General features: G+C 61.4%; 10 protein-coding genes. 3 read left to right on the top strand and 7 right to left on the bottom strand.

All coding sequences use genetic code 11. The features are described from left to right. Positions 1-11: 11 nt before the first annotated feature. From CXQ80_RS04850 to CXQ80_RS04840, 3 genes are all read right to left on the bottom strand, one after another. Complete coding sequence (locus tag CXQ80_RS04850) at positions 12-2063, bottom strand: TonB-dependent receptor (protein WP_101317019.1); 2052 nt, start codon at positions 2061-2063, stop codon at positions 12-14. Positions 2064-2246: 183 nt separating this feature from the next. After that, the gene (locus tag CXQ80_RS04845; RefSeq protein WP_101317017.1) at positions 2247-2738 is read right to left on the bottom strand and encodes a GNAT family N-acetyltransferase; all 492 of its coding nucleotides are present in this window, start codon (positions 2736-2738) and stop codon (positions 2247-2249) included. A gap of 125 nt (positions 2739-2863) precedes the next feature. Next, positions 2864-4504: a methyl-accepting chemotaxis protein gene (locus CXQ80_RS04840; RefSeq protein ID WP_101317015.1), complete on the bottom strand. Its 1641-nt coding sequence runs from the start codon at positions 4502-4504 to the stop codon at positions 2864-2866. A 305-nt stretch (positions 4505-4809) separates the two neighbouring features. Between CXQ80_RS04840 and CXQ80_RS04835 the strand changes: the two genes are divergently transcribed. After that, a complete protein-coding gene (locus CXQ80_RS04835) occupies positions 4810-5718 on the top strand; it encodes a dienelactone hydrolase family protein (RefSeq protein WP_157831730.1) in 909 nt (302 codons plus the stop codon). A 211-nt stretch (positions 5719-5929) separates the two neighbouring features. Beyond that, positions 5930-8233: an autotransporter outer membrane beta-barrel domain-containing protein gene (locus CXQ80_RS04830; protein ID WP_101317013.1), complete on the top strand. Its 2304-nt coding sequence runs from the start codon at positions 5930-5932 to the stop codon at positions 8231-8233. 162 nt (positions 8234-8395) lie between these two features. Here the strand turns inward: CXQ80_RS04830 and guaA are convergent, their stop codons facing one another. From guaA to CXQ80_RS04810, 4 genes are all read right to left on the bottom strand, one after another. Then, on the bottom strand, positions 8396-9973 hold the full coding sequence (gene guaA, locus CXQ80_RS04825) for a glutamine-hydrolyzing GMP synthase (RefSeq protein WP_101317011.1): 1578 nt from the start codon (positions 9971-9973) through the stop codon (positions 8396-8398). Between the two features lie 78 nt (positions 9974-10051). After that, on the bottom strand, positions 10052-11521 hold the full coding sequence (gene guaB / locus CXQ80_RS04820) for an IMP dehydrogenase (RefSeq protein ID WP_101317008.1): 1470 nt from the start codon (positions 11519-11521) through the stop codon (positions 10052-10054). Positions 11522-11607: 86 nt separating this feature from the next. Then, complete coding sequence (locus tag CXQ80_RS04815) at positions 11608-12165, bottom strand: sugar ABC transporter ATPase (RefSeq protein WP_101317006.1); 558 nt, start codon at positions 12163-12165, stop codon at positions 11608-11610. A gap of 49 nt (positions 12166-12214) precedes the next feature. After that, the gene (locus CXQ80_RS04810; protein WP_101317004.1) at positions 12215-12970 is read right to left on the bottom strand and encodes a sulfite exporter TauE/SafE family protein; all 756 of its coding nucleotides are present in this window, start codon (positions 12968-12970) and stop codon (positions 12215-12217) included. Between the two features lie 99 nt (positions 12971-13069). On the opposite strand from CXQ80_RS04810, the gene xseA reads away from it, so the two are divergent. Next, entirely contained in the window at positions 13070-14449 is a 1380-nt protein-coding gene (gene xseA / locus CXQ80_RS04805; protein WP_101322955.1) for an exodeoxyribonuclease VII large subunit, read from the top strand.

Raw genomic sequence — 14449 nt, 5'->3', positions numbered from 1 at the left:
CCGGCGTCAGCTCACAGTTTCATGTTCAGCGAGACATAGGCCGAGCGCCCTGGCGCTGGCGAAAACATCGGCTGATCGTCGCCGCCCCAGAAGAAGTTGTCGTACCAGACGTATTCGTACTCGCGATCAGTAAGGTTCTTCAGTTGCAGGTCGACACTGGTCGCGCTGGAGATACGGTAGCGCACGCTGGCATCCAGCACGGCAAAGCCGCCGTACTTGCCTTGCTGGTTTTGCGCGTCGATGTAGTAGTCGCCCTGGGCGCGCGCCTGCAGGCCAAAGCGCCAGTCATCGTTGTACTGATAATCGGCGCCGAGATTGCTGATATAACGCGGGGTCGAAAACACCTCTTTGCCCGCCAGCGACTCGCCCGTCGCAGCGAAGGCCTTGACCACCTTGGCCTCCTGAATCGAGTGCGAACCCCACAATGTCCACTGTTCGCTCAGTTGCGCGTTGAGCTGCAGGTCGACGCCGCGCCGACGGGTTTCGCCAAGCCCGACCGAGGTGCCAGTGGCCGGCATATTGGCAACTTCATCGGTAGCGTCCTGCTGCCACACGGAAACGCGCGCCTCAGCACCGTCGAACGGGCGGAACTTGACCCCCAGTTCTTTGCCGGTATTGATCGACGGATCGTAAGACGCCTGACCGGCTCTAAGGTACGCCGGGAAATTGCTGCCGGTAAGAATCTGGAACGTGCGGCCCCAGTTGGCGTAGACGTCGACGCTTTCGCTGACGCTGTAGACCACGCTCAGCTTCGGCTGCTGGATCCAGCCGTAGTCCTGCAACGAGGCCTTTTGGCCGCCGAGGGTGGTGGTATTGCCGTCGAACTTATCGACACGCATGGCCGGGATGATCTTCAGTGATTCGGTCGGCTGGATGATCGCCTGGACATAGCCACCGAGGTTGCGCAGGGTGTAGTGGTCGTCGTCCTGAATGCGCGCGGGAGCTGCATCGAAATCGGTCGGCACGCCAAAGCTGTAGCGTTGCCGGCGATAAGTGTTGTCCTGCTCTTCTACGTTAATACCGCCGTCCAGGGTCAACAGGTCGTTGGCGCGCCAGGTCAGCGTGCTCAGCAGGCCGGTCTGCTGCTCGTCCCACATGCGCCGCTGGCGCGGGGCGTTGCCCAGCGGGTAGTCGGTGAAGGTGATGGTGCGATCATCGTTGTAACTGTTGTAGTAGAGCTTGTTGCTCATGCTCAATTGATCGCTGAGTTGCCAGTCCATGTGCAGGCTCATCTGCTTCATGTCGCGGTCGTCGCCGTCGTTGGCGTTCTTGGCGGGCGACTGGGTGCGGCTGGCGCGCAGCTCATCGCGGGTGAGAAACCCGCTCTCCTCGGCCTGGTGGTGATACAGCCGGGCGATCAGGCCAACACGCAGGGTCTGCGCGTCATCGGTGACGAACCATTTGCCGCCGAGGGCGTATTTATTGGAGTTGCTGTTGTCGCGAAAGCCGTCCGAGTCCTGCTTGGCCAGAATGTAGTTCTGGGCGAAATTACCCTCTTCATGGCCGATCGCCAGCTGCACTTCACGGGTATCGAAACTGCCGTAAGTGACTCGGCTGTCGATGTAGTTGCCACCCTGGCGGGTGACGTAGTTGATGTTGCCGCCGATGTTGTGCAGGCCGTAGCGCGGGTCGTTGGTACCGCGGACCACTTCGATGTAGCTGATGTCGAGCGGGAACACCATGTCGACAAAGCGCTGGTTGCCGCTGTTGACGTTGCTCGGGATGCCATCGATGAGCATCTTGATGCCGTTGATGTAACCCTCACCGTTGAAGGCGCGGAAAGTCGCCTTGCCCGACTCGGCGCCCTGCCCTGTCTCAGTCAACTGGATGCCCGGCATCTGCCCGAGCAACTGCCAGCTGTTCATCACGTTCTTGTCTTCGACCTGATCGCCGCCCAGCACATCGACCGAGGTCAGCACGTTCTCGGTGCGCAGCGCGGTGCCGGCTGCCTGCGAGACCTTGATCTCGCCCAGGGTGATGACCGAGCTACCGGTTTGATTGGCATGAAGGTCGGTCATGACCAGCGCGGTCAGTGCGGCAAGTGATAGCGGGGCGGTTCTCATTACAACTCCTGATCGAGCACAAGTGCGGCTAAAGACGAGGCGCGATTCTACGGTTGTTATAACGTAACAATCCACAATAAATTTTATGCCTGCACACCGTCCCCTGTAGGAGCGGCCTTGTGTCGCGAAAGGCCCGCAAAGCGGGCCCGGCGATTTTGCGGTGCTGCACAAATCCTGAGGCCGCTATGCAGACCGCGTACCGCTGGCAAACGCGACCAACGCCTCCCCGCTCAAGCGATAGCCAATCCACTCATCCTGCGCCTTGGCGCCAATGGCTTCGTAGAATTCGATCGCAGGGGTATTCCAATCCAGCACCGACCATTCAAAGCGTCCGCACCCGCGTGCCACTGCCATCTTCGCCAGATGGCGCAGCAATGCTTTACCCGCGCCTGCGCCACGCTGTTGCGGCGACACGTACAGGTCCTCCAGATACAAGCCGTGCTTGCCCAGCCAGGTCGAGTAATTGAAGAAGTACACGGCAAAACCAATCGGCTCGCCGTCCAGCTCGCAGATCAGGCCATGGGTCGTACTGTGCTCGCCGAACAGGCTGCTCTCGATCCCGGCGACGTCGGTCTTGACCTCGTGTTCGGCCTTTTCATAGATCGCCAGTTCAGTGATAAAACGCAGGATCAGCGCAGCATCGGCGCGCTCGGCAGGGCGGATTGTCAGCGTCATTGCGAGGGTTCCGGTAGGGAGTGGCGGCTCAAGCTTAATTGAAAACGCTGCCGACAAGCGCTTGCCAGTCACCTGCATGCCTCCATGCAAGTGACTGGCAAAGCTCAAGCCCTAGTGTTCGCGGCTTACAGCTTGAAGGTGCTGACCAGCTGATTGAACGATACCGCCAGGCGCGACAGCTCCTGGCTGGATGCGCTGGTCTGGTTGGCGCCTGCTGCGGTCTGGGTGGAAAGATCCTGAATGTTGACCAGGTTACGATCCACTTCCCGCGCGACGTTGGCCTGCTCTTCGGATGCGGTGGCGATCAGCATGTTGCGGTCGTTGATGCCAGCGATGTTCTGAGCGATACGCTCAAGCGATTCGCCAGTGGCCTTGGCCAGTTCCTGAGTATTACTGGCCAGGGCACGGCTGTTGCCCATGGCCTTGACCGCGTCGTCGGCGCGCGATTGCACGCTGGCGATCATCGCTTCGATCTCGCCGGTGGAGGCTTGGGTGCGCGCGGCCAGGGCTCTGACTTCGTCGGCCACCACAGCAAAACCGCGGCCCTGCTCACCTGCCCGCGCCGCCTCGATGGCCGCGTTGAGTGCGAGCAAGTTGGTCTGCTCGGCGATACCACGGATGACGTCGAGGACTTTGGCGATATCGCGCACGCTGCCCGCCAACTCATCGACAATCACGGTCGACTGGCCGATCTCGGCATTCACACTGGTGATCGCCTTGACCGCCTCACGCGCCTGATCGCGGCCGCTGGCTGCTTCATTGCTGGTGTGGCGGGAAGCCTCGGAGGTCGATGTGGCGTTGCGCGCCACTTCGTCAACCGCAGCGCTCATTTCGGTGACGGCGGTAGCCGCCAGCTGGATTTCGTCATTTTGACGGATCAGGCCGCGGCTGCTCTCTTCGGTCACCGCGTTGAGCTCTTCGGCCGCCGAGGCCAGTTGATCTGCCGCACTGGCAATCTGCTGGATAGTGCCCTTGAGCCCGCTTTGCATCGCGCCTAACGCCGCGAGCAACTGGCCGCCTTCGTCACGATGGCCGCTTTCAATGGTTTTGCTCAGATCGCCACCGGCAATTCGCTGCGCGTTGCCAACCGCCAATGCGATCGGCGCACTGATCACCCGGCTGATGAAAATACCCAGCAGCAGCGCAGTGATGAAGGAGGCACCGATGCCAAGGTAGAGGTTGAGCTTGGCAGCAGCCTCGCTGTCGCGAGCATCCTGTGCACCTTCACCGATCTGCCGGTTGTTGGACTTGACCATGATCTCCAACTCGTCCATCACGGTGCGATACGCCTGGTGCATTTCTCCAGCCATCAGCTGCTTGGCTGCGGCCAGATCACCACGCTCAATGGTCGCCGCCACACGCTCAATGATGGCCTGATACGCTGGCCAGTCCTTTTCCATGCGATCGCCCGCGGCACGCTCGTCATCCGCCAACGGTGTGGCGCGGTAAACGGCGAAGGCGCGCTCGCTGGTTTGGCGGTTTTCATTCATGGAAGCAACAATGGCGCTGCGTTCAGCGGCGTCGCTGCCTGCGATGGAAGCTGCCAGCAGACGATACAAATCGCGGTTTTGGGCAATGGCATCGGACCGCGCCTCTGCGGTCTTGGCCACCGACACCAGGTTGTTGCTGAAGACCAACTGCAAGTTTGTAGACAACGAGCCAATTCCCTGGCTACCGATAATCCCAACGATCAACGTGATGGAAGCGCATAGCGCGAATGCAACATACAACTTGGTTGAAATCTTGGCGTCGTGGAACCAGTTCATATACGGACCTGCACGGGGGAGAACGAGCTGCGATCGCCGCGGCGGGCGCATCGTCAGGCTATCGACCGTTCCCAGCAAGCCTGAAGGCCGTGGCGGGCTGTTTATTTCATCCTGAGCGGGGCGTGTTGGCGTGCCAGGGATCATCTGGCTCTGTAGTATCGGTAGACGTCGCGCAACTTGCACCAACCGAGCCAGACTGCCACTCCAAGCAACCATAGAAGTATCAATATCTTGGCTACGGCAGAGGCCACCTCGATCTGGAAGCCGGCGAGCTATTAAATATCAGCCATGGTAATCCACAACCGATGAGCAATAGATACGCCCCCTACTCTCAGGCACTGGTCTACCTCGGTAAAGCCTGGCTGGTGGTCATAAGCGCGCTGCTTGTGGCCTGCCAATCGCCACGCGAGGCGTTGCAGCACCTGGCTGACGCACAGGGTCGCCAGGTTGAGGTGCTGCCGGGACGCGCCTTCCCGCTGCTGGTACTGACACCGCACGCTGCAGGCAACCAGACTCGCCTGCGCGTCTACCTCGAAGGCGACGGCCATGCCTGGGCCACGGCCAGTCAACCCAGCCTGGATCCGAGCCCGCACAATCTGTTGGTGGCCCGGCTGGCGCTGGCCGACCCGGCACCAAACGCCTACCTGGCACGCCCTTGCCAGTTCGTCATGAGCGCGGCGTGCCGCCCAGAACTGTGGACCAACAAACGGTTTTCTCAGGACGTGGTCACTCGCCTCAGCCAGGCGCTGGACCAATTGAAACAGCGCTATGGCAACCAGGAATTCGAACTGGTGGGGTATTCAGGTGGCGCCGCGCTTGCCTTGCTGTTGGCAGCCCAGCGGACTGATGTGACCCAGGTGCAGACACTGGCTGGCAATCTCAGCCCGCGCTTGTGGGCCGCAATGAAAAACCTGTCGCCACTCGACGGCTCGCTGGAGCCACTGGACTACCGGTCTCAGCTCGCCTCTGTTCCACAGCGGCATCTGGTTGGAACAGCGGACCAGATCATTCCAGCGACTCTGGCTGACAAATACCAACAAGCGCTTGATTCCCCACTCTCCCACACAGTCCGCATTTACGGCGCCAGCCATGACCAGGGCTGGGAAGCGGCATGGTCTGAGTGGCTTGAAACTCCGCTGAAAAATGAGGCTTGGCAAAAAAAGACTACTGTTGACCATCTCACGAACAGCAAAGTTCCGGTTATTGCTGATTAATCCTGTATTTCTCTAGAAAATAGCTAGCTGGTCGCATTTCTTGGATTTTTCCCCTTAAAAAAACCGATCAAGGATGAATCATTCTAATGGTTTGGTGTAAATTCGCTCGCGCTTGACTCAGCACTTCACTGACAAGCTGGCAGGGATGCCTGAAACAGACGCTGACGCGTAGGTCCTCCCATGTCAGTTTCTGCCCTGTAAGGATACTGCCTTGAACATTTCTCCTATGCGTCGCTCATTGCTCGCGCTCGCCATTGCGGCTACCACGACTACCGCAGCCAATGCCGTTCCCGTGGCCGACGTCAATTACGACCTGAGCAGCGGCCAATTCATCAGCATCGATGAGACCTTTGGCAACGCCACTTTCACCGGAACGTCGACGGGCGCGGGTGTATACCTGCAAGATGTGACCCTGGGTGGCAATCTGGTCAATCAGGGCAATATCAACCTGACAACCAAGAGCCTGACCGACTACGCGGGCGGTGTCTCCATGACCCTGAGTTCCACCGTCGCTGGTGACGTGGTAAACCAGGGCAACATCACGGTGGACGGCCCCGGCGCGATGGGCTTGGATCTGTACGGAGCGGTCATCGCCGGTGAAGTGAACAACAGCGGCAACATCAGCGTCACGGGTGAAAACGCCAACGGCATGATGATCACCTCGACTCAGGCACGCATCAACAACACCGGCATCATTACCGCGCGCGGCCTCGACTCGGCCGGTATCGAGATCGACCATGCTCAGTTCACTGGCCAGATCAACGACGTCTTCAAGACCGACGTCAATAATAGCGGGACCATCTCGGGCGAAGGCTTTGGCATTCACTTCGTCGGCCTGGATCCCGCTGCCGGTTTCGATACCTTCGCCATCACCCAGACAGCTGGCCTGATCGAAGGCGGCGAGGCTGCAATCAAGGCCAATGACGGTGCCGCTCCATCGTATTTTTACTGGCAAGGCGGCCAGGTAAAGGGTGATGTACTGGGCTTGAGTGGCGTGCTGGTGCAAGGCGAGGCGATGTTCGATGGCTCGACCATCCGCGCCGGCTTCGTCGATATCGACGGCGGCCGCCTGACCCTGCTGCGCCCGCAGACGACGATCGACGGCGATCTTGACATGGACAGCGACACTGCCCGCCTGCGCCTGCTGCTGGACAACGACACCCTGCCGAACAGGCCGATCCTGACTGTCACCGGCAATACCTTCTTCTCCGCCGGCAGCCAGATCGAACTGCAGGCGCGCTCCGACGACTTCCGCACTTCGGCCCAGGGCACCCGCTACACCCTGCTCAACTCCGGCACTTGGGAAGACCCAGAGAACCTCTCGGTGGTCTCCTCCTCGGCGCTGCTTGAAGTGAAGAACTTCGGCATCGAAGGCCAGGATGTGAAAGCTCTGGTTGCCACTCGCAGCGATGAGGTGATCACGGAAAACCTGCTGGAAGCGCGTGGTTCGCGCAACGCAGTGAACGCCATCAAGCCGTTCAAGAACACCGTCATGGGCCAACTGGACGAAAGCGACCCGGTGTTCCAGCGTTTCGCCAACGCCGCCACCAGTGAAGAGCTGGCCAAACTGGCCGAAACCCTGACCCCAGACGTCAGCGGTGGCGCGATCCACGCCGCCACCAACAGCCAGAACCTGGTCGCCGGTGCCATCAACCGCCGTGCCAGCAAGGCGCGTAGCGGCCTGTCCTCCGGTGACGTGCTGGCCGAGCAAGGCGTATGGCTGCAAGCGCTGACCAGCGATGCCAACCAGGACCGCCGCCACGGTATCGACGGCTACGACGCCAACACCAACGGCATCGCCGTGGGTGCCGACGGCAAGCTCAACGCCGACACCACCGTGGGCCTGGCCTACAGCTACCTGACCAGCGACGTCAAATCCGACCTGGGCAGCAAAACCGATGTCGAAGGCCATGCACTGACCTTGTACGGCAACTGGACCCACGACAACTTCTTCGTCGACACCTCGCTGATGTATGGCTGGAACGACAACGAGTCCAAACGCTACATTGCCGGCACCCGCGCCAAGGCCAGCTTCGACAGTGAGATCTTCGGCGTCAACGCCCTGGCTGGCTACACCTTCCAGCTCGACAAGCAATGGCTGCTGGAACCTCAGGTCGGTGCACGCTATGCCAATGTGTCGATTGATTCGTACCGTGAAAAAGGCAGCTCGGCCGCCCTCAACGTCGGCAGCCAACGCTACGAAATCGGCGAAATGGGCCTCGGCGCTCGCCTGGCAGCAGCCTTCGATGTAGGTGTGGGCACGCTGGAACCAGAAGCCAAGCTGATGGCCTGGCACGACTTCATCGGCGACAAGACCGCCACCACTTCCACCTTCGTCCTCGGCGGTACGCCGTTCACCACCACCGGTGCGACACCTGCTCGTGATAGCTACGAGCTGGGCCTGGGCGCCAACTACCGCGTCGGCGCGTGGAGCGTGGGCGGTAACTACAGCTACCTGACCAGCAGTGGGTTCGACGCGGATACCTTTACCGCAAACGTGCGTTACGACTTCTGATAGAGGTCTGCGCTTGAAACGACAAAGCCCGCGAATGCGGGCTTTGTCGTTTCAGGATGTGGTTGACTTGAGGACGCCAGGGCTGCTTCGTAGCCCTCGCCTACCGCCCGCAGATAGAGAAAAACCGGCCTAAGCCGGTTTCTCAATCGCTGCGCTAGCAGATCATTCCCACTCAATCGTCGCCGGCGGCTTGCTCGACACGTCATAAGTAACGCGCGAGATGCCTTCGATCTCGTTGATGATCCGCCCGCTGACCGTTTCCAGCAGCTCGTAAGGCAGGTGTGCCCAACGTGCGGTCATGAAGTCCACGGTCTCGACGGCGCGCAGGGCCACGACCCAGGCGTAGCGACGGCCGTCACCGACCACACCAACCGACTTGACCGGCTGGAACACTACGAAGGCCTGGCTGGTCTTGTGATACCAGTCGGCTTTGCGCAGTTCTTCGATGAAGATGTGGTCAGCGCGACGGAGGATGTCGGCGTATTCCTTTTTCACTTCACCAAGGATACGTACGCCCAGGCCCGGGCCTGGGAACGGGTGGCGGTAGACCATGTCGTACGGCAGGCCGAGCTCCAGGCCGAGCTTGCGCACTTCGTCCTTGAACAGCTCACGCAGTGGCTCGACCAGCTTGAGGTTCATTTCCTCTGGCAGGCCGCCGACGTTGTGGTGCGACTTGATCACGTGGGCCTTGCCGCTCTTGGCGCCAGCCGACTCAATCACGTCGGGGTAGATGGTGCCTTGGGCGAGGAACTGGATGTTTTCCAGTTTGCTGGCTTCGGCATCGAACACGTCGATGAAGGTGCGGCCGATGATTTTGCGCTTTTTCTCCGGGTCGGCTTCGCCTTCCAGGTTGCCCAGGAACTGAGCTTCGGCGTTGGCGCGGATCACCTTGACGCCCATGTTCTCGGCGAACATGGCCATCACTTGCTCACCCTCGTGCAGGCGCAGCAGACCGTTGTCGACGAATACGCAGGTCAGCTGGTCGCCAATGGCGCGATGCAGCAGCGCAGCAACCACCGACGAGTCGACGCCGCCGGACAGACCGAGCAGAACGTTGGCAGTGCCGACCTGGGCGCGAACCTGAGCGACGGCATCTTCAACGATGTTGGACGAGGTCCACAGCGCTTCGCAGCCGCAGATGTCGAGGATGAAGCGCGACAGGATGCGTCCGCCCTGCTTGGTGTGGGTCACTTCAGGGTGGAACTGCACGCCGTAGTAGCCGCGGCTGTCGTCGAACATGCCGGCGATCGGGCAGCTTGGGGTGCTGGCCAGAACGTGGAAGTTCTCTGGCATGCGGGTGACCTTGTCACCGTGGCTCATCCAGACATCGAGACCGAATACGCCGTCGGCGTCTACATGGTCTTCGATGCCGTCGAGCAGGCGGCTCTTGCCGACCACGTCAACGCGGGCGTAGCCGAATTCGCGCAGCTCGGAGCCTTCAACCTTGCCGCCCATCTGCTCGGCCATGGTCTGCATGCCGTAGCAGATGCCCAGCACCGGTACGTTGAGGTCGAACACCGCTTGCGGTGCACGCGGGCTGTTGGCTTCGTGGACCGACTCTGGGCCGCCAGCGAGGATGATGCCGCGCGGGTTGAATTCGCGGATCGCTTCATCGTCCATGTCGAACGGGTGCAGCTCGCAGTAGACACCGATCTCGCGCACGCGGCGGGCGATCAGCTGGGTGTACTGGGAACCGAAGTCGAGGATCAGGATGCGGTGAGCGTGAATGTCGAGGGCCATGACTCAATCTCGTCAGTGGAAATCGGAAACAACACGGGGCTGTCGTAACAGCCCCGCTTGCTAATGATGCTGGAAGCCTCAGCCTACGCGGTAGTTTGGCGCTTCCTTGGTGATCTGCACGTCATGCACGTGGGACTCGGCCATGCCGGCACCGGTGATGCGTACAAACTCAGGCTTGGTGCGCATCTCTTCGATGGTGGCACTGCCGGTGTAGCCCATGGACGAACGCAGGCCGCCCATCAGCTGGTGAATGATTGCAGCCAGTGCGCCCTTGTACGGTACGCGGCCTTCGATACCTTCCGGGACCAGCTTCTCGGCGCCGGCTGAGGAATCCTGGAAGTAACGGTCGGACGAACCTTGCGCCTGAGCCATTGCACCCAGCGAACCCATGCCACGGTAAGCCTTGTAGGAACGACCCTGGAACAGCTCGACTTCGCCTGGTGCTTCTTCAGTACCGGCAAACATCGAACCCATCATCACGCACGAGGCGCCAGCGACGATGGCCTTGGACAGGTCACCGGAGAAGCGGATGCCGCCGTCGGCGATCAGTGGTACGCCGGTGCCTTCGAGGGCAGCGGCAACGTTGGCGATGGCGCTGATCTGCGGCACGCCGACACCAGCGACGATACGCGTGGTGCAGATCGAGCCTGGGCCGATACCGACCTTGACTGCGTCAGCGCCGGCGTCAGCCAGGGCCTTGGCGGCAGCACCAGTGGCGATGTTGCCGCCGATCACCTGCACGTGTGGATAGGTTTCCTTGACCCAGCGAACGCGGTCGATCACGCCTTTGGAGTGACCGTGGGCGGTGTCGACCACCACCACGTCAACGCCGGCAGCAACCAGCGCAGCAACGCGCTCGCCGGTGTCCTTGCCAGTGCCGACCGCAGCGCCGACGCGCAGACGACCCTGGTCGTCCTTGCTCGCCAGCGGGTAGGCCTTGGCCTTTTCGATGTCCTTGACGGTCATCATGCCCTTGAGGCTGAAGTTGCCGTCTACGATCAAAACTTTTTCCAGTCGGTGCTTGTGCAGCAGCTCGCGGACTTCGTTCTTGTCGGCGCCTTCGCGGACGGTGACCAAACGCTCTTTTGGCGTCATCACATCACGCACCTTGGCGTCCAGACGGGTCTCGAAGCGCACGTCACGGGAGGTGACGATACCGACCAGGTCGCCATTGGCCAGCACCGGAACACCAGAGATGTTGTTCAGGCGGGTCAGGTCGAACAGGTCACGCACGGTGGCGTCGGCTTCGATGGTGATCGGATCCTTGACCACGCCAGCCTCGAACTTCTTGACCTTGCGCACTTCGCTGGCCTGTTGTTCGATGGTCATGTTCTTGTGGATGATGCCGATACCGCCTTCCTGCGCCATGGCGATGGCCAGGCGGGCTTCGGTAACGGTGTCCATGGCAGCGGATACCAGCGGAATGTTCAGCTCGATGCCACGGGTCAAACGGGTCTTGAGACTGACTTCATTGGGCAGTACCTCGGAATAACCAGGTACAAGGAGAATGTCGTCGAAGGTCAGTGCTTCTTGGCTGATACGCAGCATCGCGGGGGCTCCCGGGCGGGAAAATTGGAAGCGCGCCATTATACTCATCCACGGCGCGCCACTCAATGCAAAATAAGGGCCTTCGGTCAGGCCTGTGGCAGTTTTACCTGCACCACGGCTACCGGATGGTCGAGCCAGTCGGCAAACGCGGCGAGGAAGGTCGAGGTAAAACCGGCCTCGCCCCAGTTGTTGAAGATGAACCCCAGGTTGGAAAAGGCACATGGCTGCAGGAATAGAAAGCCATTGATATCGTCTTCGAAGGCGCACAGCGGGCAGGTGAAGTTGTCGCTCACCCCCGGCATCCACTCCTCCAGGCTGTCGAACAGCGGCTCGCCGACTTCGCGCCGGCACTCCGGGCAGCCGGCTTCTTCAAGAAAGCCTTCGGTCGGCGTATAGATGCAGCGCTTGAGCATCACTTCCAGGCCGTTGACCGGCTGATCGAACGGCAGCAGCTCAGGCCGCAGGGCGATCTTGCGCGCGCCTGGCGCCAGCGCGTAGGCCATGCGGTTGCCGCTGCGCCCACAGGTGCTCAACTGCTCCTCGACGATTTTCTCCCTGACCAGCCAGCGCAGGATCGCCCGCGCGCGGGCCTCGTGCACCGGGACGGTGGACAGTTTGGGGACGATGATGCTCTGGGTGTTCATGAACAAGGCAGGCCTGGGACTTCAATAATCGGCCAATTCTACCCCCTGCTCAGCTCGTCAGGTAGCGAACAATCAAGGCCACACCGCTGGCCAGTACCAGCCAGGTCACCAGCCGCACGAAGGCTTCGCGGGAGAGTTTGAAGCTCAACCGACGGCCAATCCAGGTGCCCAGAAACATCACTGGCAGCAAGCACGCCGCCAGCAACAGCAGGCTTATGTCGGCATACACCCCGGCGATAACGAACAACGACAGGCGCACGATGGTGCTGCAGCTGATCAGCGCGCACTGGGTCGCGCGGGCCTCATCCTTGGAATCCAGCCGTGCATTCAGGTAGATCGCATAAAGGAAACCACCACTGCCGAACATGGCGCCGAACAGCCCGCCGACGGTTCCCATGGGCACCGCCCAGAGCGGATTCAGACGTGTCGGCCGGGTTTTGATCGCCAGGCCATAAATGGCATAGGCCGTAACAAACACGCCCATCAGCAGCAACAGCAGGTCTGATTTCAGCTGCAACAAAAACACCACGCCCAAAATGCAACCGATGGCCATGAACGGCAGCAGCCGCAGCAACTCGGCGCGGGCGACGTCCTTGCGCGACGGCAGCAGGTTACCGAACGCCGCGATGAAGTCGAGCAGCACCAGCAGCGGCACCACCTTGGACAGCGGCATGAAATGAATCAACACCGGCGCTGCAATCAACGCCGTACCAAAGCCGGCAATGCCGAACACGATGTAAGCCGCGCTGACCGCGAGCAGTACGGGTAGCCAGTCGAGGCCGGTAAACGGCAATTGAGCGAGCATGCAAGTCCCTCCCTGGGCAATGCGCAAAGGTAGCATTCCAGCGCATGCTCGGTGCAGAGGGCGATGCACAAGCTGGCCTTGTCCTTTATGATGCCGAGCATGATCAAAGACCCTTTCGAACGACTCGGCCTCGACCGCGAGGTCCTCACCGTCAGCCAACTCAACGGCCGCGCCCGCGTGCTGCTCGAGGACGTGTTCCGCAACGTCTGGGTTGAGGGCGAGATTTCCAACCTGGCCCGGCCCGCCTCTGGCCACATCTACTTCACCCTCAAGGACAGCGGCGCGCAGGTGCGCTGTGCGCTGTTCCGGCAGAACGCCACGCGCGTGCGTCAGGCACTGCGCGATGGCCTGGCAGTGCGCGTGCGCGGCAAGGTCTCGCTGTTCGAGGGGCGTGGCGACTATCAGCTGATCCTCGATACGGTCGAACCGGCTGGTGACGGCGCCCTGCGCCTGGCCTTCGAAGCGCTGAAAGAGAAACTCAGCGCCGAAGGCCTGTTCAGTACCGAGCGCAAGCAGCCACTGCCGGCACACCCGCAACGCATCGGTATCATCACCTCGCCGACCGGCGCGGTGATCCGCGACATCATCAGTGTGTTTGGCCGGCGCGCGCCGCAGGTCGAGCTGAACCTGATCCCGACTGCCGTGCAGGGCCGCGAGGCGATCAACCAGATCGTGCGCGCCCTGCGCCTGGCCGACAGCCGTGGCTTTGATGCCCTGATCCTGGCCCGTGGCGGCGGTTCGCTGGAAGACCTCTGGTGCTTCAACGAAGAAGCGGTAGCGCGTGCGATTGCCGCCTGCGTGACGCCCATCGTTAGCGCTGTAGGCCATGAAACCGACGTTTCGATCAGTGACTTCGTCGCCGACGTACGTGCACCCACGCCGTCCGCTGCCGCCGAGCTGCTGGCCCCGGACAGCAGCGGTTTGCAGCTGCGCCTTGAGAGCCTGCAACGGCGGCTGTTGCTACGGATGCAGAACCGCCTGAGCCATGACCGCCTGCGCGTCGAAGGCCTGGCCCGCCGCCTGCGACATCCCGGCGAACGCCTGCGCCAACAGGCGCAGCGTCTGGACGATCTGGACATGCGCCTGCGCCGCGCCTTTGCGCTGAACATGCGCGCACGTCAGGAGCGCCTCGGCCGCCTCGACACGCGCCTGGCCGCGCAGCACCCGGGGCGCACGCTGAAGTTGCTCGGCCAGCGCCTGGACAGCCTCGCCGAGCGCCTGCCACGAGCCATGCGCGAAACCCTCAAGGACCGCCGCCAACGCTTCCAGGCCCAGTTGCAGACCTTGCAGGTGGTCAGCCCGCTGGCGACCCTGGCGCGTGGCTACAGCATCATCCTGGATGAGCGCGGCCAGGCCATCCGCAGCGCGGCGCAGACGCGCAACGGTCAACGCCTGACCGCTCGCCTCAACGAAGGTGAGCTGCAGGTGCGGGTCGAAGACAACCACCAGACTCCGGTCACCCTTTCGCTATTGGATTGA

It is taken from the genome of Pseudomonas sp. 02C 26, from assembly GCF_002843585.1.
GTDB lineage: Bacteria > Pseudomonadota > Gammaproteobacteria > Pseudomonadales > Pseudomonadaceae > Aquipseudomonas > Aquipseudomonas shirazensis.
The sequence above is the reverse complement of the archived record's forward strand: the minus strand, read 5'-3'. Positions and strand labels throughout refer to the sequence as shown.